Origin of the sequence: Salmonella enterica subsp. enterica serovar Typhimurium str. LT2, from assembly GCF_000006945.2 — a bacterium.
Classification (GTDB): domain Bacteria; phylum Pseudomonadota; class Gammaproteobacteria; order Enterobacterales; family Enterobacteriaceae; genus Salmonella; species Salmonella enterica.
The window spans coordinates 3,487,999-3,509,122 of record NC_003197.2 but is presented as its reverse complement, the minus strand read 5'-3'; the positions used below and the strand labels follow the sequence as shown (position 1 = coordinate 3,509,122).

The window sequence follows — 21,124 nt, the reverse complement described above, 5'->3', positions numbered from 1 at the left end:
CAGATCGCACTATAAGCGTTCTGTATTATTTGCTGCTTATTTGATCTGGTATAACAGGTATAAAGGTAGGTAGTTAATATATTCATCATCCGTAGAGGTAGGTATGGCAAAAGCATTGCAAGGCGTAATGGCGGCGTTGTTGACCCCATTTGATCATCAGCAGCAACTGGATAGCGAAAGCCTGCGCCGTCTGGTGCGTTTTAACATCGGGCAGGGTATCGACGGGCTGTACGTTGGCGGTTCCACCGGGGAAGCATTCGTACAGAGCCTTGCTGAAAGAGAGCAGGTACTGGAGATTGTCGCCGAAGAGGCGAAGGGAAAAATCACGTTGATCGCCCATGTCGGGACAGTAAGCACCGCAGAAAGCCAGCAGCTTGCCAGCGCCGCAAAGCGTTACGGTTTTGATGCGGTCTCTGCGGTGACGCCTTTTTATTACCCTTTCAGTTTTGAAGAGCACTGTGACCATTATCGGGCAATCATTGATTCCGCAGATGGATTGCCGATGGTGGTATACAACATTCCGGCGTTAAGCGGTGTAAAACTTACCCTCGATCAGATCAATACGCTGGTGACATTACCGGGCGTGAGCGCGCTGAAGCAAACCTCCGGCGATCTCTTCCAGATGGAGCAGATCCGCCGCGCGCATCCGGATCTGGTGCTGTACAACGGTTATGACGAAATCTTCGCTTCCGGCCTGCTGGCGGGCGCGGACGGCGGTATCGGCAGCACATACAACATTATGGGCTGGCGTTACCAGGGGATTGTGCAGGCATTACGTGAGGGCGATGTGGCGAAAGCGCAGCGTCTGCAAACCGAGTGCAATAAGGTTATTGATTTACTGATTAAAACCGGCGTATTCCGCGGCCTGAAAACGGTCCTGCATTATATGGACGTGGTATCGGTGCCGCTGTGTCGTAAACCGTTCGCGCCTGTTGATGAAAAATACCTGCCGGCGCTCAAGGCGCTGGCTCAACAACTGATGGAAGAAAAGGCGTAACAGCATAATGCCGGGGGCGCTACGCTTGCCCGGCCTACAACAGTGTGAGCGGTAGGCCGGATAAGGCGGAGCCGCCATTCGGCATAACGACAACAAAAATCGTCGGGAGAGTAAAATGAGTACTTCTACCCAGAACATCCCGTGGTATCGCCATCTCAACCGGGCGCAGTGGCGGGCATTTTCCGCTGCCTGGCTGGGATATCTGCTTGATGGTTTTGATTTTGTGTTGATTGCTCTTGTACTGACTGAGGTACAAAGCGAATTTGGGCTGACGACGGTACAGGCGGCAAGCCTGATTTCTGCGGCTTTTATCTCTCGCTGGTTCGGCGGGTTATTACTGGGCGCGATGGGCGATCGCTATGGGCGTCGTCTGGCGATGGTCAGCAGCATCATTCTGTTTTCGGTGGGAACCCTGGCATGCGGGTTTGCGCCCGGTTACACCACCATGTTCATCGCCCGACTGGTGATTGGTATGGGCATGGCGGGCGAATATGGTTCCAGCGCGACCTATGTGATTGAAAGCTGGCCAAAACATTTACGCAATAAAGCCAGCGGTTTTCTGATTTCCGGCTTCTCCGTCGGCGCGGTCGTTGCCGCGCAGGTGTACAGCCTGGTGGTGCCTGTCTGGGGCTGGCGCGCGCTGTTTTTCATTGGCATTTTGCCAATTATCTTCGCTCTCTGGCTGCGGAAAAACATTCCGGAAGCGGAAGACTGGAAAGAGAAACACGCGGGTAAAGCGCCGGTACGTACGATGGTCGACATTCTTTATCGGGGCGAACATCGCATCATCAACATTTTAATGACTTTCGCCGCCGCCGCTGCGCTGTGGTTCTGTTTTGCCGGTAACCTACAAAATGCTGCGATTGTGGCGGGGCTGGGACTACTGTGCGCGGTTATCTTTATCAGCTTTATGGTGCAGAGCAGCGGTAAACGCTGGCCCACTGGCGTCATGCTGATGCTGGTGGTACTGTTTGCTTTCCTCTATTCCTGGCCGATTCAGGCGCTATTACCCACTTATCTGAAAACCGAGCTGGCCTACGATCCGCATACGGTGGCGAATGTCCTGTTCTTTAGCGGATTTGGCGCGGCGGTTGGTTGCTGCGTAGGCGGTTTTCTTGGCGACTGGCTGGGAACGCGTAAAGCATATGTCTGTAGCCTGCTGGCCTCGCAAATCCTCATTATTCCGGTCTTTGCGATTGGCGGCACAAACGTCTGGGTTCTGGGTCTGCTACTGTTTTTCCAACAGATGTTGGGGCAGGGGATTGCCGGGATTCTGCCGAAACTGATCGGCGGTTACTTCGATACCGATCAGCGCGCGGCGGGGCTGGGCTTTACTTATAACGTCGGCGCGCTCGGCGGCGCGCTGGCGCCGATCCTGGGAGCGCTGATCGCTCAACGTCTGGATCTGGGCACTGCGCTGGCATCGCTCTCTTTCAGCCTGACGTTTGTCGTGATCCTGCTTATTGGGCTTGATATGCCGTCTCGCGTACAGCGTTGGCTACGTCCGGAAGCGTTACGCACCCATGATGCTATCGACGACAAACCGTTCAGCGGAGCCGTACCGCTTGGCAGTGGTAAAGGTGCCTTTGTAAAAACGAAAAGTTAATCCGCTTGCCCGGTTTTCAACCGGGCAATATTTGTAAGGGAGTAGTATGTCGTTACTTGAACAACTGGATAAAAATATTGCCGCTTCTGGCGGCCTGATTGTCTCCTGCCAGCCCGTTCCGGGCAGCCCGCTGGATAAGCCGGAGATTGTAGCGGCAATGGCGTTGGCAGCGGAACAGGCGGGCGCGGTTGCGGTGCGTATTGAAGGCATAGACAACCTGCGTATGACCCGCTCGCTCGTTTCGGTACCCATTATCGGCATTATCAAACGCGATCTGGATGAGTCTCCAGTGCGCATTACCCCTTTTCTCGACGATGTAGATGCGCTGGCGCAGGCCGGCGCAGCTATTATCGCCGTTGATGGAACCGCTCGGCAACGGCCGGTAGCCGTTGAGGCGTTGTTGGCGCGCATTCATCACCACCATCTACTGGCGATGGCCGACTGCTCATCCGTGGACGATGGTCTCGCCTGCCAACGGTTGGGCGCGGACATTATCGGCACGACAATGTCCGGCTACACCACCCCCGATACGCCGGAGGAACCCGATCTGCCCTTAGTCAAAGCGTTGCATGACGCCGGATGCCGGGTAATAGCCGAAGGGCGCTATAACTCGCCAGCACTGGCGGCGGAGGCGATCCGCTATGGCGCATGGGCGGTGACGGTGGGGTCCGCCATTACCCGTCTGGAACATATCTGTGGATGGTATAACGACGCATTAAAAAAGGCGGCGTCATGACTACGTTAGCAATCGATATTGGCGGTACTAAACTTGCCGCCGCGCTCATCGACAACAACTTGCGCATTAGCCAGCGTCGCGAGCTACCGACCCCCGCGAGCAAAACGCCGGATGCGTTACGTGAAGCATTAAAGGCGCTGGTTGAACCACTACGAGCAGAGGCGCGTCAGGTAGCGATAGCTTCTACCGGGATCATTCAGGAAGGGATGCTGCTGGCGCTAAACCCCCATAATCTGGGCGGCTTGCTACACTTTCCGTTAGTACAAACACTGGAAGCGATCGCTGGCCTGCCGACGCTGGCGGTGAACGACGCGCAGGCGGCGGCCTGGGCGGAGTATCACGCGCTCCCTGATGATATCCGCGATATGGTATTTATCACCGTTTCAACCGGCGTTGGCGGCGGCGTTGTCTGCGACGGCAAGCTCCTTACCGGAAAAGGCGGTCTGGCCGGGCACCTGGGACACACCCTGGCGGACCCACACGGGCCCGTATGCGGCTGTGGACGCGTTGGTTGTGTAGAGGCCATCGCCTCCGGACGAGGGATGGCCGCGGCGGCGCGGGACGATCTGGCGGGATGCGACGCCAAAACCCTATTTATTCGCGCTGGCGAAGGTCATCAGCAGGCGCGACATCTGGTAAGCCAATCCGCGCAGGTAATAGCGCGAATGATCGCCGATGTGAAAGCGACTACCGACTGCCAGTGTGTGGTCATTGGCGGCAGCGTAGGGTTAGCTGAGGGATACCTGGAGCAGGTTCGCGCGTTTTTGATGCAAGAGCCTGCGCCTTATCACGTGGCGCTGAGCGCCGCTCGCTATCGGCATGACGCAGGATTATTAGGCGCTGCGTTGTTAGCTCAAGGAGACACATTATGATGATGGGGGAAGTACAGTCGTTGCCTTCTTGCGGGTTGCATCCGCGATTGTTGGATGCCTTGACTCTCGCGCTGGCGGCAAGGCCGCAGGAGAAAGCGCCGGGGCGCTATGAATTGCAGGGCGACAATGTCTTTATGAATGTAATGCAGTTAACGACGCAAATGCCGGCCGAGAAGAAAGCGGAATTGCATGAACAATACATTGATATTCAGCTACTACTAACCGGCGTCGAGCGTATTGCGTTTGGGATGTCCGGTGCCGCTCGCCAGTGCGAGGAGATGCACGTTGAAGAGGATTACCAGCTTTGTAGTCAAATTGTCGACGAGCAGACTATTACGCTGCAAGCGGGGATGTTTGCTGTGTTTATGCCGGGAGAACCGCATAAACCGGGATGTGCAGTGGGTGAGCCGGATGACATCAAGAAAGTGGTAGTGAAAGTACGCGCCAGTCTGCTGGCGGCCTGAATCTCTTGCCGGAGCAGTCTTCCGAACGCAGCCCCTTACGGGGCTGCGTGGTGAATGTGCCGGAGAGCGCGGGTATGACGGGTTAACGCTTAAACGTCACGGCTTCCGGCTGGGTCAGGTGCAGCGTCGTCTGGCTCGGCACCGTCTCGGCAATTACCCGCCCGTGGCGAATCGAGTAACGGGCAGGCGTCTGGCGACGTACCGCGTCGAATCCATTCTCAGCGGGTAAGATAACCAGATTCGCGGCATTGCCGACGCTCAGACCGTAGTCCTGCAGGTGCAAAGTTTTTGCGCTGTGGATAGTGATCAGATTTAACCCGTCGTTGATTTGCCCATACCCCATCAACTGGCAAACGTGTAACCCCATATGCAGCACCTGCAGCATATTGGCGGTGCCTAATGGATACCACGGGTCGAAGACGTCATCATGGCCAAAGCAGACATTGATCCCCGCTTCCAGCATCTCTTTCACCCGCGTGACGCCACGACGTTTCGGGTAAGTGTCAAACCGCCCTTGCAGATGAATATTCACCAGCGGGTTGGCGACGAAGTTAATCCCCGACATTTTCAACAGGCGGAACAGGCGTGACGCATACGCGCCGTTGTACGAGTGCATAGCCGTGGTGTGGCTGGCGGTCACGCGCGCCCCCATGCTATCACGATGCGCCAGCGCCGCGACCGTTTCGACAAAGCGAGACTGCTCGTCATCAATTTCGTCGCAGTGCACATCGATCAAGCGATCGTATTTCTGCGCCAGTGCAAAGATTTTGTGCAGCGATTCAACGCCATATTCCCGCGTGAACTCAAAGTGCGGAATGGCGCCAATAACGTCAGCGCCCAAACGCACGGCTTCCTCTAACAGCGCTTCACCGTTGGGATAAGACAGAACACCTTCTTGCGGAAAGGCGACGATTTGTAGGTCTACCCACGGCGCAACCTCTTGCTTCACTTCCAGCATGGCTTTCAGCGCGGTGAGCGTAGGATCTGAAACGTCAACGTGAGTACGAACGTACTGGATGCCGTTAGCCATCTGCCATTTCAGGGTCTGCATCGCGCGCGCTTTCACATCTTCATGCGTGAGCATTGCTTTACGTTCTGCCCAGCGCTCAATCCCTTCAAACAGTGTGCCGGACTGGTTCCAGCTCGGTTCACCCGCCGTTTGCGTGGTATCCAGGTGGATATGTGGCTCAACAAACGGTGGAATAGCCAGACCGCCTTCGGCATCAAGCACTTCGCCCTGCGGTAACGATGCGGCTTCCTGAGGCTCAATCCGGCTAAAGCGCCCGTTTTCAATCGTAATCTGCCATAATCCTTCGTGTCCCTGCAGACGCGTCTGACGAATGGTGATGTTATTGTTCTGCATGGCTGACCTCTGGTGATTTAGCAAGGCTGCGGTTGAAAAGTGGATTCAGCAGGATATAGCTGAAGACGCCGCCGAGTACGGCGTTGACGGGCACAATACCCGGAACATAATGTCCGGCGGCGATGCCCAGCGCGACGGAAAGAATAGCAATCCAGTTAACGGGAATAAAGCGCACGGTGTTGAAGTCGGCATAGCGGCGGCGGTTCAACAGATAGTCGGCAATAATCACTCCGCCAATCGGTGGGATGGCAGATGACAGGAACGTCAGCCAGCCGACAAAATTATTGTAAAGCCACAGCGCGCACACGGTACCGATAATCCCGTTCACCACCGACAGCGTACGGCTGGAAAGACCGGTAATATTGGCGAAGCCCAGACCCGATGCGTACAGCGCGTTATCGTTGGTGGTCCAGATATTCAGGCCAAGCACCACAATCGCGGGCAGCAGCAGCCCCTGCGCTATCATCACGTCAGAGATATCCGCCTGACCGACGGCGGCAGCGCCTGCCGCGCCAAAGATAAACATCAGCGAGTTGCCGAGGAAAAAAGCGACCATCGCAATCAGTACGGCGCTTTTGGCATGACGCCCGAAGCGGACGAAGTCGGCGGTCAATGTACCGGCGCTGACAAACGAGCCCACCACCAGCGCCAGCGCGCTGGAAAAATCCAGCGGCGTCTGCGGCACTATCGTTTTTAAATGCTCCAGCCCACCCACGCCGCTGACCGCCAGCCAGACGGAGTAGCTGCCCAGAATAACGATCGCGGGTACGGCAACGATAGACAAAATGGTCAGCGCCGAGATGCCGAAAAAAATGGTCAGGGTCATCAGTAGACCCGAAACGGCAATCAGAATATTGGCATCAATGCCCGTCGCTTTACTGACCGGAATAGCGAACATCGCTACGCCAACGCCAAACCAGCCCACTTGAGTACCGCCTAGCAGTAGCGAGGGAAGCCATGAGCCTTTAACGCCAAAGGAGTAACGTGCAAGGAGGTGGGTGGAGAGTCCGGTTTTTGCGCCGATGTAACCAAGAAATGCAGTGTAGATACCGAGGAGGAGATTACCGAAGAGAACTGCGAGGAAGAAATCATTATAAGAAAGACCGGTGCCGAGTGTCCCTCCGGTCCACATACTGGCGGAAAAAAACGTTAAACCCAACATGACAAACGTCAGTGGAATCACGCCCTTCCGCGCAGCCAGAGGGACGGGGCCCTGGCTATAATTGTTGTCCTGCGACACAACGCCTCCATGAATTTTGCCCAAAAAATCCGCCGCATAATATACAGTTTCCAGAATAAAGCAAACGTTTTCGTGTGATATTTTTTTTGATAATTATTCATGGCATTAATGGTTCGTTAGTTTTTCTCCGTTGTCAGTGAACCACCGCGTGTGAGTTGAGTTTCCAGCATGGTTTGCGAACGAATAAGTTCGTCTGTGAGTAATTTTTCGTCGGGCAACTGCACTTTGTACTCGCTCGCCATGATGGTGTTTGGCAGGCCAGTCAGCGCGTAATGTGCTTCCCCCGCGCCTTTCCCTGCGCACAAAACTAAGCCGACTGGCGGGTTTTCTCCGGGCATTGTCCAGTGCTCTTTGGCATAGTTCAGGTACATATTCATCTGCCCGGCATCCGCATAACCGAATTTGCCTACCTTCAGGTCAACGAGCAACAGGCAGCGCAAGCGACGATGGAAGAACAGCAGGTCGACGCGGAACCAGCTATCGTCTATGCGTAGTCGGCGTTGGCGGCCAACAAAAGCAAAATCGTCACCGAGCTCCAGCATAAAGTCCATCAGGTGGCTGAGCAGCGCGTCTTCGAGGTCTGATTCGGAATACTCGTCCTTCAGGTTAAGAAATTCCAGAATGAACGGGTCGCGTATGGCTTGCTCCGGCAAAACGTTTGGCTCGGCGGGTGCAGGCTGCTGCAACATGGCGGATTTGTCGTGGGACAGTAGCGTTCGTTCGTAAAATTGAGTGGCGATTTGCCGATCGAGTTGCCGTACGGACCAGCCGTTACGTAGCGTCTCTTTCTCGTAAAAAGTGCGGGCATTGGGATTTTTTACCGACAAGAGGCGGACATACGCCGACCAGGGGAGTGGGAAAGATTTAGCCAGTTGCGCCAAATGGAGAGATTCTCCAGACACTGTCTGGAGAATCTCAATTTTTTGAAAATAAAGATAAAACTTTTTAAATTGCCATAGATTACTGGCAGAAAAACCTCGTTTATATCTTTGGCTTAAATCCTGTGATAAACGATCAATTAGCTGTTCACCATAAGCCGCTCTGGCTTCACCGCCTTGTTCAAATTCAACAATGCGTCGACCCATTTCCCAATAGGTTGCTGTCATGATGGTGTTGATGCTGCGAACGGTTTGTGTCCGCGCTGTGTCCAGCAGTTGAACAATTCCGTTATGGATTTGCTGATATTCATCAGACTGTGGCGCTAAAGTTGGATTCGTCATGTCATCCCTTACGTGATAGTTTCATTGTGAAATTAGAACGCTATCAATACGCTTCAGGCGTAAACGGATCAATCCATGAGCGGATTTTACATGGCATTACATCTCGATTTACGAGCGGGTTTCCAGAATCGGCAGGAGAGATATTGAGGAGAGGAATATCGGCTCCCCAGCCATCAGCCAAGGCAGTAAGCGGGGAGCCGGAAGGGTTACACTTCGAGGTAGTTCATAATCCCGTCAGCCGCCTTACGGCCTTCGGCAATCGCCGTCACCACCAGATCGGAACCGCGCACGATGTCGCCACCGGCGAAGATTTTCGGGTTGCTGGTCTGGAAAGCATTATCGCTGCGTTCCGGCGCGATAATTCGTCCCTGCGAGTCCAGTTCCACGCTGTGTTTCGCCAGCCATTCCATGCTGTGTGGACGAAAACCAAATGCCATCACCACCGCATCAGCTGGAACCACATGCTCGGAACCGGCGACGATCTCTGCCCGCCGACGGCCTTTGGCATCCGGTTCGCCCATTTCAGTGCGCACCATTTTTACGCCGCTCACTTTGCCGTTGGCATTGACTTCAATGCCCAGCGGTTGAACGTTAAACTGAAATTCGACACCTTCCTCGCGCGCGTTCTTCACTTCGCGTCTGGAACCCGGCATGTTCTCTTCATCACGACGATAAGCACAGGTTACGTGCGTTGCGCCCTGGCGTATGGAAGTGCGTACGCAGTCCATTGCGGTATCGCCGCCGCCCAGCACCACCACGCGTTTGCCTTCCATGCTGACATATGGTTCGTCGCTGGTTTCGCCAAACCCCATGATCTGCTTCGTATTGGCGATCAGGAACGGCAAAGCGTCGAAAACCCCGTCCGCATCTTCATTTTCCAGCCCGCCGCGCATCGACTGATAGGTGCCGACGCCAAGGAATACCGCATCGTAATCTTTCAGCAGATCTTCAAGCTGTACATCACGACCCACTTCGGTATTAAGTTTGAACTCAATACCCATGCCGGTGAAGATCTCGCGACGGCGGGTCATCACCTCTTTTTCCAGTTTGAAAGCTGGAATACCGAAGGTCAGCAGGCCGCCGATTTCCGGATGGCGATCAAAGACCACCGCCTTCACGCCGTTGCGGGTCAGCACGTCGGCGCACGCCAGCCCTGCCGGACCTGCGCCGATAATCGCTACCCGTTTGTCCGTCTGGCGCACGCCGGTGATATCCGGGCGCCAGCCCATTTCGAACGCTTTATCGTTGATATAGCGCTCAATGTTACCGATGGTCACTGCGCCGAACTCATCGTGCAGCGTACAGGAGCCTTCGCACAGGCGGTCCTGCGGGCAGACGCGGCCACACACTTCCGGCAGGGTGTTGGTCTGGTGCGATAGCTCAGCCGCCTCAAAAATACGCCCTTCGTTAGCCAGTTTCAGCCAGTTCGGGATGTAGTTATGTACCGGACATTTCCACTCGCAGTAGGGGTTACCGCAGGACAAACAGCGATCCGCCTGAGCTTTCGCCTGACCTTCAGAAAACGGTTCGTAGATTTCAACAAATTCGATCTTACGGATCTTCAGCGGTTTCTTCGGCGGATCAACGCGCTGCAGGTCGATAAATTGATAAACATTCTGGCTCATTTCAATTCCTTACTGCGCCTGCACGCGCAATTCTGCCGCACTACGACTACGGTGGCCCAACAGGGCTTTGACATCGCTGGACTTGGGCTTAACTAACGCGAATTGGGTTGAGAAGCTTGACCACCTGGACAGGATCTCTTCGCCGCGTTGCGAACCAGTATGCTGCACGTGCTCGGTGATCAGACCGCGCAGATGCTCTTCGTGGATAGCCAGCGAATCAACGTCCAGTACTTCTACCAGTTCCGGGTTCACGCGTTTACGGAATTCGCCATCTTCGTCCAGCACATAGGCGAAGCCGCCGGTCATCCCCGCGCCGAAGTTAACGCCGGTTTTACCCAACACGCAGACGATGCCGCCGGTCATGTATTCACAGCCGTTGTCGCCGATGCCCTCTACTACGGTAATCGCCCCGGAGTTACGCACGCCGAAACGTTCGCCCGCGCGGCCCGCCGCGTACAGACGGCCACCGGTGGCTCCATACAGGCAGGTGTTGCCGATAATGCTGGCTTTATGACTGAGGAAGGCGGAACCTACCGGTGGTCTGATGGCAATCAAACCGCCTGCCATACCTTTACCGACATAGTCGTTGGCATCGCCAGTCAGATATAACTCTACGCCGCCCGCGTTCCACACGCCAAAGCTCTGGCCTGCGGTACCGCTGAAGTGTGCTTTAATCGGATCGGAAGCCAGCCCCTGATCGCCGTGGGTCTGTGCGATGTAGCCGGAAAGCGACGCGCCGACGGAACGATCGGTGTTGCGGATGTCGAACCAGAAGGTTTTGCTCTGGCGCGCATCGACAAACGGTTTCGCCTGCTGCAACAGTTGCGCATTCAGCACGCCGTTATCAAACGGCGGGTTATTCTCGGTGCAGTACAGCGCTTTACCCGGATGAGGTTCAGCGGTTTCCAGTAGACGAGACAGCGCCAGCTTCTGCTGTTTAGCGGTGAAGCCCTCCAGCTCTTTCAGCAGGTCGGTGCGGCCAATCAAATCCACCAGGCGGGTCACGCCAAGCGAAGCCATCAGCTCGCGCACTTCGCGGGCGATAAATTCAAAGTAGTTAGTCACTTTGAACGGCAGGCCGTGATAGTGGTTCTTACGCAGCTTGTCATCCTGAGTTGCTACGCCGGTTGCGCAGTTATTCAGGTGGCAGATACGCAGGTATTTACAGCCCAGCGCCACCATCGGGCCGGTGCCGAAGCCGAAACTTTCCGCACCGAGAATCGCCGCTTTAATGATGTCGACGCCGGTTTTCAGACCGCCGTCCACCTGCAGACGAATCTTGTGACGCAGACCGTTGGCGACCAGCGCCTGCTGGGTTTCAACAAGTCCGAGTTCCCACGGGCAACCAGCGTATTTCACTGAAGAGAGCGGGCTGGCGCCGGTACCGCCGTCGTAGCCGGCGATAGTGATCAGATCCGCATAGGCTTTCGCCACGCCGGTCGCGATGGTGCCGACGCCCGGTTCGGATACCAGCTTCACGGAGATCATCGCCTTCGGGTTGACCTGCTTGAGATCGAAAATGAGCTGCGCTAAGTCCTCGATAGAGTAGATATCGTGGTGCGGTGGCGGGGAGATCAGCGTCACGCCCGGCACTGAATAGCGCAGTTTAGCGATATACGGAGTGACTTTATCCCCCGGCAACTGACCGCCTTCGCCCGGTTTCGCGCCCTGCGCGACTTTAATCTGAATCACATCGGCATTGACCAGGTAGGCTGGCGTCACGCCAAAGCGGCCGGAAGCCACCTGCTTGATGCGCGACACTTTATTGGTGCCATAGCGCGCCGGGTCTTCGCCGCCTTCGCCGGAGTTGGAGTTGCCGCCGAGGCTGTTCATCGCTTCCGCCAGCGCTTCGTGCGCTTCCGGACTTAATGCGCCGATAGACATGGCTGCGGTATCAAAGCGTTTAAACAGCTCACTGGCGGGCTCAACCTCGTCGATAGTCACCGCCTCGCCGTCTGGATGTATCGCCAGCAGATCGCGCAGCGTTGACGCCGGACGCTCATTGACCAGTTTGGCGTATTCCTGATAATCGCTGTACTCGCCGCTCTGTACCGCCTGTTGCAGGGTACGCACGACATCCGGGTTATAGGCGTGATATTCGCCGCCGTGGACGTACTTCAGCAGGCCGCCCGGGCTAATGGGTTTGCGCGCCAGCCAGGCGCGTTTGGAGAGATTCAGCAGATCCTGCTGGAAGTCATCAAAGCTCGCGCCGCCGATACGGCTGACCACGCCCTGGAAGCACAGGTTTACCACATCATCGTGCAGTCCGACCGCTTCAAACAGTTTGGAGCAGCGGTAAGAGGCAATGGTCGAAATGCCCATTTTGGACATAATCTTGTACAGCCCCTTGTTGATGCCGTTACGGTAGTTCTGCATCACGGTACGGTAGTTTTTGGCGATGGCCTGGGTATCAATCAGACGCCCCAGCGTTTCGTAGGCCAGGTACGGATAGATAGCCGTTGCGCCAAAGCCGAGCAGTACCGCAAAGTGATGCGGATCGCGGGCGCTTCCGGTTTCTACGATGATGTTGGCGTCGCAGCGCAGGCTTTGTTCTACCAGACGCGTTTGCACCGCGCCCACCGCCATCGGCGCGGGGACCGGCAGGCGATTCTTACCGATATTGCGATCCGAGAGGACCAGCAGCACGGTGCCGTTGCGCACCATCTGTTCCGCTTTATCGCACAGCGCCTTAACCGTCGCGTTCAGTGTGGTTTCGGTCACGTCGAAGGTGATATCCAGACGGTCAGCGCGATAATGCTCCTCTTTCATGGTGGTGAGCTGTTTGAAATCGGAGTACAGCAGAATTGGCGATTTAAAACTCAGGCGATGGGCCTGACCTTCCGCTTCGCAGAAGACGTTCATTTCGCGACCGATGCTGGTGGCGAGCGACATGACGTGCGCTTCACGCAGCGGGTCGATAGGCGGGTTAGTGACCTGCGCGAACTGCTGGCGGAAGTAGTCGTAAATAATACGCGGCTGGCTGGAGAGCACGGCAAAGGGGGTATCGTCGCCCATTGAACCGACGGCTTCCTGGCCGTTTTCGCCCAAAACGCGGATAACCGAGTCCAGCTCTTCGGCGCTGTAGTTAAACTGTTTTTGATAGCTGGCGAGCAGGTCATCGTCCAGTTCGCGGCTACCGACTTCTTCATCAGGCAGCTCTTCAAACGGCACCAGGCGGCGGACGTTTTTCTCCATCCACTCTTTATATGGATGGCGGCTTTTCAGGTCGTCATCGGTTTCCGCGGAATGCAGAATACGTCCGCCGCGGGTGTCGATCACCATCAGCTCGCCTGGGCCGACGCGGCCTTTCTCGACCACTTCATCCGGCTGATAGTCCCAGATACCGACTTCGGAGGCGCAGGTGATCAGCTTATCTTTGGTAATGACATAGCGTGCCGGGCGCAGGCCGTTACGGTCAAGGTTACAGGCGGCGAAGCGCCCGTCGGACATCACGATGCCTGCCGGACCGTCCCACGGCTCCATATGCATGGAGTTAAAGTCAAAGAAGGCGCGCAGATCCTGGTCCATATCGGGGTTGTTCTGCCAGGCGGGCGGTACCAACAGGCGCATGGCGCGGATGATGTCCATCCCGCCTGCCAGCAGCAGTTCCAGCATGTTGTCCAGCGAGCTGGAATCCGAACCGGTTTCGTTAACAAACGGCGCAGCGGACTGTAAATCCGGGATCAGCGGCGTCTGGAATTTATAGGTACGGGCGCGCGCCCACTGGCGGTTGCCGGTGATAGTGTTAATCTCGCCGTTATGCGCCAGGTAGCGGAACGGCTGCGCCAGCGGCCAACGCGGCACGGTGTTAGTGGAAAAGCGCTGGTGGAACAGGCAGATGGCCGATTCCAGACGCAGATCCGCAAGATCCAGGTAGAAGCGCGGCAGATCCGCCGGCATACATAGACCTTTATAAATGTTGACCAGGTTCGACAGGCTGCATACGTAGAAATCTTTGTCGTCCTGCAGGCGTTTTTCAATGCGTCGGCGGGCGATAAACAGACGGCGCTCCATATCACGCGGACGCCAGCCCGCCGGAGCGTTGACAAAAATCTGCTCAATACGCGGCAGGGAGGAGAGGGCGATTTCACCGAGCACGCCTTCATTGGTTGGCACATCGCGCCAGCCGACAATCGACAGGGTTTCCTGCTGTAATTCTTCTTCGACAATATGGCGTGACGCGGCGGCCAGTTCAGGATCTTTATTCAAAAATATCATCCCGACGGCGTAGTTTTTGGCTAAGCGCCAGCCGCGCTCTTCGGCCACGATGCGAAAGAAACGGTCAGGTTTTTGTAACAGCAAGCCGCAACCGTCGCCGGTTTTACCGTCGGCAAGGATCGCGCCACGGTGCTGCATCCGGGCCAGCGCGTGTATGGCGGTACGCACTACCTTGTGGCTAGGTTCGCCTTCTATGTGGGCGATCAGGCCGAAACCACAGTTATCCTTCTCAAGGGATTTATCGTACAACATATCAGTGAACCTCCCCAGGCTCTACGGGACGCTCTCCCAACCGACGGCGCGCGGGCACAGCAAGAGCATGGCGACGGGGCTGGCGCATCATACGCTTACCTCGCATTCGCCCTCTTTGTGTCCTTTGCGCATTGGTAAATACGGTTAAGAGGGAATCTCAATTACTGCATAAATATGATGAGCAGACGGCTCATCCAGAAAGCTTCCAGCGGATCCCCAACTTATCGGGAATCCACACCCAGGTCAAATGGCAAACTGATTTATGCAAAAGTGTGCTGTAGCACAGATAACTTTTTGAATCTTTTGAAATTAAAAGGTTTTTTATAGAAGGGCTGCTAATACGGAGCGGCAGAAAGCCTGTGATCTGTCTCACTATAAGAGCCGCTCGCCAGGCATTATCTGACCTTGCTTTTTCAAAAATCTTGGCATTTTATGCTGTTTTAAGCGTGAGCAGTATTGAATGCTACTGTTTTTATCGATGACCCAGCAAACGCTGAAAAAAGAGGGGAATATCAGGAAAAATCATCAGCGGGATTATGAATGAAATATCGTTTATTTTGCTTGATTATGCAATGGATAAAAGCCTTCCGGGACGATTGATCCAGGTCATCGCCAAAGGAGACTAAAAATGGCAGGCTTTGGCCTCTTTTTAAGAGGCGGTCTATCAGATTATGCAGTTACAGAAATTAGTCAATATGTTTGGTGGGGATCTTTTACGTCGGTATGGGCAAAAGGTTCATAAGCTGACGCTTCATGGCGGTTTTAGCTGCCCTAATCGCGACGGCACCATCGGGCGTGGCGGTTGCACCTTCTGTAATGTCGCCTCTTTTGCCGATGAGGCGCAGCAGCATCATTCGATTGCCGAGCAGCTTGCGCATCAGGCGCATCTGGTGAACCGCGCTAAACGCTATCTGGCCTATTTCCAGGCCTACACCAGCACCTTTGCAGAAGTGCAGGTGCTGCGTTCCATGTATCAACAGGCGGTCAGCCAGGCCAGTATCGTCGGGTTATGCGTCGGTACGCGTCCGGATTGCGTCCCGCAGGCAGTAGTAGATTTACTGTGTGAATATAAAGATCAAGGCTACGAGGTGTGGCTGGAACTGGGATTGCAAACCGCACACGATAAAACCCTGCGCCGAATTAACCGCGGGCATGACTTCGCCTGCTATCAGCGTACCACCCGGATTGCCCGGGAGCGCGGGCTGAAAGTGTGTGCGCATCTGATTGTGGGGCTGCCGGGCGAAGGGCAGGCAGAATGCCTGCAAACCATGGAGCGTGTGGTGGAGACGGGCGTTGATGGTATTAAACTGCATCCGCTGCATATTGTGAAAGGCAGTACGATGGCCAAAGCCTGGGAAGCGGGGCGGCTGAACGGCATCGAACTGGACGACTACACGCTAACGGCAGGTGAGATGATTCGTCATACGCCGCCGGAGGTAATTTATCACCGAATTTCAGCCAGCGCTCGCCGTCCGACGCTGCTTGCCCCGCTGTGGTGCGAGAATCGCTGGACGGGGATGGTTGAGCTGGACAAATACCTGAATGAGCATGGCGTACAGGGCTCTGCGCTGGCCCGTCCCTGGATACCACCTGTAGCGTAGCGTGATGAGGGGCGCTACGCATATTTCGCACAATATTCAACGCGGTTCCCATAATTGGGTATTATGTGCGAAGTTGTGGTGAAGGAATCCTCTATGAAGCAAATTCGTATGCTGGCGCAATACTATGTCGACCTGATGATGAAATTGGGTCTGGTGCGCTTTTCCATGCTCCTGGCGTTGGCATTGGTGGTGCTGGCGATTGTCGTGCAGATGGCGGTGACCATGGTGCTGCATGGTCAGGTTGAAAGTATCGACGTTATTCGTTCCATCTTTTTTGGCCTGTTAATTACGCCCTGGGCGGTCTATTTCTTATCCGTTGTTGTTGAACAACTGGAAGAGTCAAGGCAGCGACTGTCGCGTCTGGTGCAAAAGCTGGAGGAGATGCGCGAGCGCGATCTCAAGCTTAACGTACAGTTGAAGGACAATATTGCCCAGCTTAATCAGGAAATTGCCGATCGCGAAAAAGCGGAAGCGGAGCTGCAAGAGACATTTGAACAGCTAAAAGTAGAAATTAAAGAGCGTGAAGAAGCGCAAATCCAGCTAGAACAGCAATCCTCTTTTCTGCGCTCCTTTCTGGACGCCTCGCCGGATTTGGTTTTTTATCGTAATGAGGATAAAGAATTTTCCGGCTGTAACCGCGCAATGGAATTGCTAACCGGCAAGAGCGAAAAACAGCTGGTGCATTTGAAGCCGGAAGATGTGTACTCTCCCGAAGCGGCGGAGAAAGTCATTGAAACCGACGAAAAAGTATTCCGCCATAACGTCTCCCTGACCTACGAACAGTGGCTGGATTACCCGGACGGACGAAAGGCCTGCTTTGAAATTCGTAAAGTGCCTTATTACGACCGTGTCGGTAAACGTCATGGCCTGATGGGATTTGGTCGTGATATTACCGAACGTAAGCGTTATCAGGACGCGCTGGAGCGCGCCAGCCGCGACAAGACCACGTTTATCTCTACCATCAGTCATGAGCTGCGCACCCCGCTTAACGGCATCGTCGGTTTAAGCCGCATCCTGCTGGATACCGATCTCACCGCCGAACAGGAAAAATACCTTAAGACAATCCATGTCTCCGCCGTGACGTTAGGCAATATTTTCAATGATATCATTGATATGGATAAGATGGAGCGGCGTAAGGTTCAGCTTGATAACCAACCCATTGATTTCACCAGCTTTATGGCCGATCTGGAAAACCTTTCCGGTTTGCAGGCGCAGCAAAAAGGGCTACGTTTTGTGCTTGAGCCGACGCTGCCGTTGCCGCACAAAGTCATTACCGACGGAACGCGTCTGCGCCAGATTTTATGGAATTTGATCAGCAATGCGGTGAAGTTTACTCAGCAGGGCCAGGTGACGGTGCGGGCGCGCTATGATGAAGGCGACATGCTGCACTTTGAAGTGGAAGATTCCGGGATCGGCATTCCGCAGGATGAGCAGGATAAAATTTTCGCCATGTATTATCAGGTGAAAGACAGTAACGGCGGCAAACCGGCGACGGGGACCGGTATCGGGCTGGCGGTCTCCCGTCGGCTGGCGAAAAATATGGGCGGCGATATTACCGTTTCCAGTCTGCCGGGCAAAGGATCGACCTTTACGCTAACGGTTCATGCGCCAGCGGTGGCGGAAGAGGTGGAGGACGCCTTTGATGAAGACGACATGCCGCTGCCCGCGCTGCATGTTCTGCTGGTCGAAGATATTGAACTGAACGTGATCGTGGCGCGTTCGGTACTGGAAAAACTGGGGAACAGCGTGGATGTCGCGATGACCGGCAAGGCGGCGCTGGAGATGTTCGTGCCGGGAGAATACGACCTGGTCTTACTGGATATTCAGCTACCGGATATGACGGGTCTGGATATCGCCAGAGAACTGACCCGTCGCCACACGCGGGAAGATTTACCGCCGCTGGTAGCGCTTACGGCTAACGTTCTGAAAGATAAAAAAGAGTATCTGGACGCTGGTATGGACGATGTGCTGAGTAAGCCGCTGTCGGTGCCGGCCTTAACCGCGATGATTAAAAAATTCTGGGATGCCACCGATAAAGAGGAGAGTACCGTGACGCCTGAAGAGAGCGATAAAGCGCAAGCGCTGCTGGATATCCCGATGCTGGAACAATACATCGAGTTGGTTGGGCCTAAATTGATCACCGACGGTCTCGCGGTGTTTGAAAAAATGATGCCTGGCTATTTAAGCGTGCTGGAGTCCAATCTAACGGCGCGTGACAAAAAAGGCGTTGTTGAGGAAGGGCATAAGATTAAAGGCGCCGCCGGTTCGGTAGGGCTGCGTCATCTGCAACAACTTGGCCAGCAAATCCAGTCGCCGGATCTTCCCGCCTGGGAAGATAATGTCGTGGAATGGATTGAAGAGATGAAGCAGGAGTGGCAGCACGATGTCGCGGTGCTGAAAGCCTGGGTGGCAAACGCGGAAAAAAAATGACCCCGGTTTGACCGGGGTGCGCGAATACTGCGCCAACACCAGGGAAATCGTGGCTGCGCCGTGCTTATTATGATGATGTCAAAGGCGCAGTCCTGTTTTCAGGCCGCACGCAGTTAAGATAGCAAATCCTAAATGATTTGTTACATGAATCATTTAAATGTGTGAAGCGTAGCATTTTAATCAAAATTATTAATGGGCTTGAGTCGGTTGCAGGAGGATGTTCACCATGAAAAAAATTGGCGTAGTGCTCAGCGGATGCGGCGTCTATGACGGCACCGAAATTCATGAGGCCGTTCTGACGCTGCTGGCCATTGCCCGCAGCGGCGCGCAGGCTGTCTGCTTCGCGCCGGATAAACCACAAGCGGATGTTATTAATCACCTGACCGGCGAAGCGATGGCGGAAACGCGTAACGTCCTGATTGAGGCGGCGCGTATTACGCGGGGCGATATTCGTCCCCTGTCCCAGGCTCAGCCAGAGGAGCTGGATGCGCTCATTGTGCCTGGTGGTTTCGGCGCGGCGAAGAACCTGAGTAATTTCGCCAGCCAGGGGAGCGAATGCCGGGTGGATAGCGATGTCGTCGCGCTGGCGAAGGCCATGCACCAGTCCGGCAAGCCGCTGGGATTCATCTGTATCGCGCCCGCAATGTTGCCGAAAATCTTTGACTTCCCGCTACGTCTGACAATAGGGACGGATATTGATACCGCTGAAGTACTTGAAGAGATGGGCGCCGAACACGTACCTTGCCCGGTTGATGATATCGTTGTGGACGAGGATAACAAGGTCGTGACCACCCCTGCCTATATGCTGGCGCAGGATATCGCCCAGGCGGCAAGCGGCATTGATAAATTAGTGTCGCGCGTGCTGGTTCTGGCGGAATGAGCAAACGACGCATCGCGCCGTTAACGTTTTTGCGCCGTCTACTTTTACGTATCCTTGCTGCGCTCGCCGTCTTTTGGGGCGGCGGCATTGCGCTGTTTAGCGTGGTTCCGGTGCCTTTTTCGGCGGTGATGGCGGAACGGCAGATTAGCGCCTGGCTCGGCGGAGAGTTCGGTTATGTGGCGCATTCTGACTGGGTCAGTATGGCGGATATCTCGCCGTGGATGGGGCTGGCGGTAATTGCGGCGGAAGACCAGAAGTTCCCTGAGCACTGGGGCTTTGATGTTCCGGCGATTGAAAAAGCGCTGGCGCATAATGAGCGGAATGAGAGCCGTATTCGCGGCGCCTCTACGCTTTCGCAGCAAACGGCGAAAAATCTCTTTTTATGGGATGGACGCAGTTGGGTGCGCAAAGGTCTGGAGGCCGGGCTAACGCTGGGCATTGAAACTGTCTGGAGCAAAAAGCGCATCCTCACGGTTTATCTGAATATCGCGGAGTTTGGCGATGGTATTTTCGGCGTGGAGGCTGCGGCACAACGGTATTTTCATAAACCTGCCAGTCGCTTGAGTCTGTCTGAAGCCGCGTTACTGGCGGCTGTGCTGCCTAACCCGATTCGCTATAAGGCGAATGCGCCTTCCGGCTATGTGCGTAGCCGGCAGGCGTGGATTATGCGCCAGATGCGCCAACTGGGTGGGGAATCTTTTATGACGCGCAACCAGCTTAATTAATTTTGTCGAATGGCGGCGCGAACGCCTTATCCGGCCTGCGATCTGTGTCGTCCGGGCCTGATAAGCACAGGCCATTAAGCTTCGTGAGAAGTAAGCGCCAGCCGTTTCTTGTCTTTTGGCTGCGCGTCCCTCTCCAGGGCAACGGCCAGCGCAGGCTGGGCGATAAACCGCTGCCACACTCTCTCCAGTTTGCGTTCACAGCACCATGTTGACCAGGTTGCCAGCGGGATAAAGGTACTTTCCCCCAGATTGTCGCAAACCACCGGAACCACTTCTGACTCGCTGATACGCTGGCACAGGATGTTTTGCGGCTTCAGCGACATCGTCACAATATGGTTATCCAGCAGGTAGCGTTTCAGTTTTTTCAGTAGCCGCCGCAGGACAGCGACATCCTCTTCATAACGACATTGCGCGGCGAACTCGGTCAGGGTAATAGAGGGCGCGCCGTTGAAATCGGTAATCATGTCGTAGACATAGCCGGTGCCGCAATCGGTTTCTACCGTGCCGTAATAACGGGGGATAGCGCTCCAGTCTGTCAGGTAGCGGGACAGATGCGCATAGTAGCTCAGTTCACGCCGAATCTCTTTATCACCGCCGTGGTCACGGTTGTAAATGACTTTTATGCAACGCCGGGCATTATCCGGATGCGTATAGCATTTACGATGTCGACCGGCGCCCAGCGGAGTCTGTTTCGATAAGAGGATCATGGCAAGTCCTGGAAAAATTTATTCACATAAATTTAGTATGGACAAAGAACTTAAACAAAACCTAAACGAAATTTTTTAAGGTTTTCTTAATGTTTTTATGCATAGGTAAAGCGCACGAAATGTACAAATCTTACGAAAGGGTGGGGCTGCGGGACAAGAGGCAGGCAGGCGTAACACGCCCGGTTTTG

General features: G+C 54.9%; 15 protein-coding genes and 19 other annotated features. Of the genes, 9 read left to right on the top strand and 6 right to left on the bottom strand.

The window, feature by feature from the left end; translation table 11 throughout:
• Positions 1-94: 94 nt before the first annotated feature.
• Positions 95-100 (top strand) — a ribosome-binding site (putative RBS for nanA; RegulonDB:STMS1H003355).
• The 5 genes from nanA (at position 95) to yhcH (ending at position 4,675) form a co-directional block, all read left to right on the top strand.
• Positions 95-997, top strand: a protein-coding gene (gene nanA, locus STM3339) for an N-acetylneuraminate lyase (RefSeq protein ID NP_462249.1). Within the gene, positions 104-997 belong to an annotated coding region; the region does not span the whole gene. (Overlaps the previous feature by 6 nt.)
• Positions 998-1,112: 115 nt before the next feature.
• A complete protein-coding gene (gene nanT / locus STM3338) occupies positions 1,113-2,603 on the top strand; it encodes an MFS family sialic acid transport protein (RefSeq protein NP_462248.1) in 1,491 nt (496 codons plus the stop codon).
• A 35-nt stretch (positions 2,604-2,638) separates the two neighbouring features.
• Positions 2,639-2,644 (top strand) — a ribosome-binding site (putative RBS for nanE; RegulonDB:STMS1H003354).
• The gene (gene nanE, locus STM3337; RefSeq protein NP_462247.1) for a putative ManNAc-6P epimerase occupies positions 2,639-3,339 on the top strand. Within the gene, positions 2,650-3,339 belong to an annotated coding region; the region does not span the whole gene. It overlaps the preceding feature by 6 nt.
• Positions 3,325-3,330, top strand: a ribosome-binding site (putative RBS for nanK; RegulonDB:STMS1H003353). (Overlaps the previous gene by 6 nt.)
• The gene (nanK, locus tag STM3336) for a putative ManNAc kinase (RefSeq protein ID NP_462246.1) occupies positions 3,325-4,211 on the top strand. Within the gene, positions 3,336-4,211 belong to an annotated coding region; the region does not span the whole gene. The genes nanE and nanK overlap by 15 nt, the downstream gene beginning before the upstream one ends.
• Positions 4,195-4,200 (top strand) — a ribosome-binding site (putative RBS for yhcH; RegulonDB:STMS1H003352). Its footprint overlaps the gene before it by 6 nt.
• The gene (yhcH, locus tag STM3335) for a putative cytoplasmic protein (protein ID NP_462245.1) occupies positions 4,195-4,675 on the top strand. Within the gene, positions 4,208-4,675 belong to an annotated coding region; the region does not span the whole gene. The genes nanK and yhcH overlap by 17 nt, the downstream gene beginning before the upstream one ends.
• An 82-nt stretch (positions 4,676-4,757) precedes the next feature.
• Here yhcH and STM3334 read toward each other — a convergent pair.
• The 5 genes from STM3334 to gltB all read right to left on the bottom strand — a co-directional run bounded on the left by STM3334 (position 4,758) and on the right by gltB (position 14,606).
• Positions 4,758-6,048, bottom strand: a protein-coding gene (locus tag STM3334; protein ID NP_462244.1) for a putative cytosine deaminase. Within the gene, positions 4,758-6,038 belong to an annotated coding region; the region does not span the whole gene.
• Positions 6,025-7,326, bottom strand: a protein-coding gene (locus tag STM3333) for a putative purine-cytosine permease (protein NP_462243.1). Within the gene, positions 6,025-7,278 belong to an annotated coding region; the region does not span the whole gene. Before STM3333 ends, STM3334 begins: the two co-directional genes overlap by 24 nt.
• Positions 6,043-6,048, bottom strand: a ribosome-binding site (putative RBS for STM3334; RegulonDB:STMS1H003351). Its footprint overlaps the gene before it by 6 nt.
• Positions 7,281-7,286: a ribosome-binding site (putative RBS for STM3333; RegulonDB:STMS1H003350), on the bottom strand.
• Positions 7,291-7,299, bottom strand: a -10 signal (putative -10_signal for STM3333; RegulonDB:STMLTH004586).
• Positions 7,318-7,326, bottom strand: a -35 signal (putative -35_signal for STM3333; RegulonDB:STMLTH004586).
• Positions 7,327-7,394: 68 nt before the next feature.
• Positions 7,395-8,508 (bottom strand): putative cytoplasmic protein gene (yhcG, locus tag STM3332; protein NP_462242.1). Within the gene, positions 7,395-8,498 belong to an annotated coding region; the region does not span the whole gene.
• Positions 8,503-8,508 (bottom strand) — a ribosome-binding site (putative RBS for yhcG; RegulonDB:STMS1H003349). (Overlaps the previous gene by 6 nt.)
• 196 nt (positions 8,509-8,704) lie before the next feature.
• The gene (gltD, locus tag STM3331; RefSeq protein ID NP_462241.1) for a glutamate synthase, small subunit occupies positions 8,705-10,134 on the bottom strand. Within the gene, positions 8,705-10,123 belong to an annotated coding region; the region does not span the whole gene.
• Positions 10,129-10,134 (bottom strand) — a ribosome-binding site (putative RBS for gltD; RegulonDB:STMS1H003348). It overlaps the preceding gene by 6 nt.
• Positions 10,133-14,606 (bottom strand): glutamate synthase, large subunit gene (gene gltB / locus STM3330; RefSeq protein ID NP_462240.1). Within the gene, positions 10,133-14,593 belong to an annotated coding region; the region does not span the whole gene. The genes gltD and gltB overlap by 2 nt, the downstream gene beginning before the upstream one ends.
• Positions 14,601-14,606: a ribosome-binding site (putative RBS for gltB; RegulonDB:STMS1H003347), on the bottom strand. (Overlaps the previous gene by 6 nt.)
• A gap of 231 nt (positions 14,607-14,837) precedes the next feature.
• Positions 14,838-14,852: a protein binding site (putative binding site for Lrp, RegulonDB: STMS1H000258), on the bottom strand.
• Positions 14,853-14,923: 71 nt separating this feature from the next.
• Positions 14,924-14,936 (bottom strand) — a protein binding site (putative binding site for Lrp, RegulonDB: STMS1H000261).
• Between the two features lie 23 nt (positions 14,937-14,959).
• Positions 14,960-14,974 (bottom strand) — a protein binding site (putative binding site for Lrp, RegulonDB: STMS1H000259).
• 272 nt (positions 14,975-15,246) lie between these two features.
• Positions 15,247-15,252: a ribosome-binding site (putative RBS for yhcC; RegulonDB:STMS1H003346), on the top strand.
• Here gltB and yhcC point away from each other — a divergent pair.
• From yhcC to mtgA, 4 genes are all read left to right on the top strand, one after another.
• Positions 15,247-16,194, top strand: a protein-coding gene (yhcC, locus tag STM3329; RefSeq protein NP_462239.1) for a putative FeS oxidoreductase. Within the gene, positions 15,265-16,194 belong to an annotated coding region; the region does not span the whole gene. It overlaps the preceding feature by 6 nt.
• A gap of 81 nt (positions 16,195-16,275) precedes the next feature.
• Positions 16,276-16,281, top strand: a ribosome-binding site (putative RBS for arcB; RegulonDB:STMS1H003345).
• The gene (arcB, locus tag STM3328; RefSeq protein NP_462238.1) for a sensory histidine kinase in two-component regulatory system with ArcA occupies positions 16,276-18,624 on the top strand. Within the gene, positions 16,288-18,624 belong to an annotated coding region; the region does not span the whole gene. Its footprint overlaps the feature before it by 6 nt.
• Before the next feature lie 210 nt (positions 18,625-18,834).
• Positions 18,835-18,840: a ribosome-binding site (putative RBS for yhbL; RegulonDB:STMS1H003344), on the top strand.
• Positions 18,835-19,504, top strand: a protein-coding gene (gene yhbL, locus STM3327; protein NP_462237.1) for a sigma cross-reacting protein 27A (SCRP-27A). Within the gene, positions 18,851-19,504 belong to an annotated coding region; the region does not span the whole gene. Its footprint overlaps the feature before it by 6 nt.
• Positions 19,493-19,498, top strand: a ribosome-binding site (putative RBS for mtgA; RegulonDB:STMS1H003343). It overlaps the preceding gene by 6 nt.
• The gene (gene mtgA, locus STM3326) for a peptidoglycan transglycosylase (protein ID NP_462236.1) occupies positions 19,493-20,229 on the top strand. Within the gene, positions 19,501-20,229 belong to an annotated coding region; the region does not span the whole gene. Before yhbL ends, mtgA begins: the two co-directional genes overlap by 12 nt.
• Before the next feature lie 74 nt (positions 20,230-20,303).
• On the opposite strand, the gene yrbL is transcribed toward mtgA, so the two are convergent.
• Positions 20,304-20,947, bottom strand: a protein-coding gene (yrbL, locus tag STM3325) for a putative cytoplasmic protein (protein ID NP_462235.1). Within the gene, positions 20,304-20,936 belong to an annotated coding region; the region does not span the whole gene.
• Positions 20,942-20,947, bottom strand: a ribosome-binding site (putative RBS for yrbL; RegulonDB:STMS1H003342). It overlaps the preceding gene by 6 nt.
• Positions 20,948-21,124 lie beyond the last annotated feature (177 nt).

Coding starts and splice junctions, on each gene's coding strand:
- STM3334 (NP_462244.1), bottom strand. CDS start 6,038: ATGCAGAACAATAACATCACCATTCGTCAGACGCGTCTGCAGGGACAC.
- nanA (NP_462249.1), top strand. CDS start 104: ATGGCAAAAGCATTGCAAGGCGTAATGGCGGCGTTGTTGACCCCATTT.
- yhcC (NP_462239.1), top strand. CDS start 15,265: ATGCAGTTACAGAAATTAGTCAATATGTTTGGTGGGGATCTTTTACGT.
- nanT (NP_462248.1), top strand. CDS start 1,113: ATGAGTACTTCTACCCAGAACATCCCGTGGTATCGCCATCTCAACCGG.
- yhcG (NP_462242.1), bottom strand. CDS start 8,498: ATGACGAATCCAACTTTAGCGCCACAGTCTGATGAATATCAGCAAATC.
- nanE (NP_462247.1), top strand. CDS start 2,650: ATGTCGTTACTTGAACAACTGGATAAAAATATTGCCGCTTCTGGCGGC.
- yhbL (NP_462237.1), top strand. CDS start 18,851: ATGAAAAAAATTGGCGTAGTGCTCAGCGGATGCGGCGTCTATGACGGC.
- gltD (NP_462241.1), bottom strand. CDS start 10,123: ATGAGCCAGAATGTTTATCAATTTATCGACCTGCAGCGCGTTGATCCG.
- gltB (NP_462240.1), bottom strand. CDS start 14,593: ATGTTGTACGATAAATCCCTTGAGAAGGATAACTGTGGTTTCGGCCTG.
- yhcH (NP_462245.1), top strand. CDS start 4,208: ATGATGATGGGGGAAGTACAGTCGTTGCCTTCTTGCGGGTTGCATCCG.
- nanK (NP_462246.1), top strand. CDS start 3,336: ATGACTACGTTAGCAATCGATATTGGCGGTACTAAACTTGCCGCCGCG.
- yrbL (NP_462235.1), bottom strand. CDS start 20,936: ATGATCCTCTTATCGAAACAGACTCCGCTGGGCGCCGGTCGACATCGT.
- arcB (NP_462238.1), top strand. CDS start 16,288: ATGAAGCAAATTCGTATGCTGGCGCAATACTATGTCGACCTGATGATG.
- mtgA (NP_462236.1), top strand. CDS start 19,501: ATGAGCAAACGACGCATCGCGCCGTTAACGTTTTTGCGCCGTCTACTT.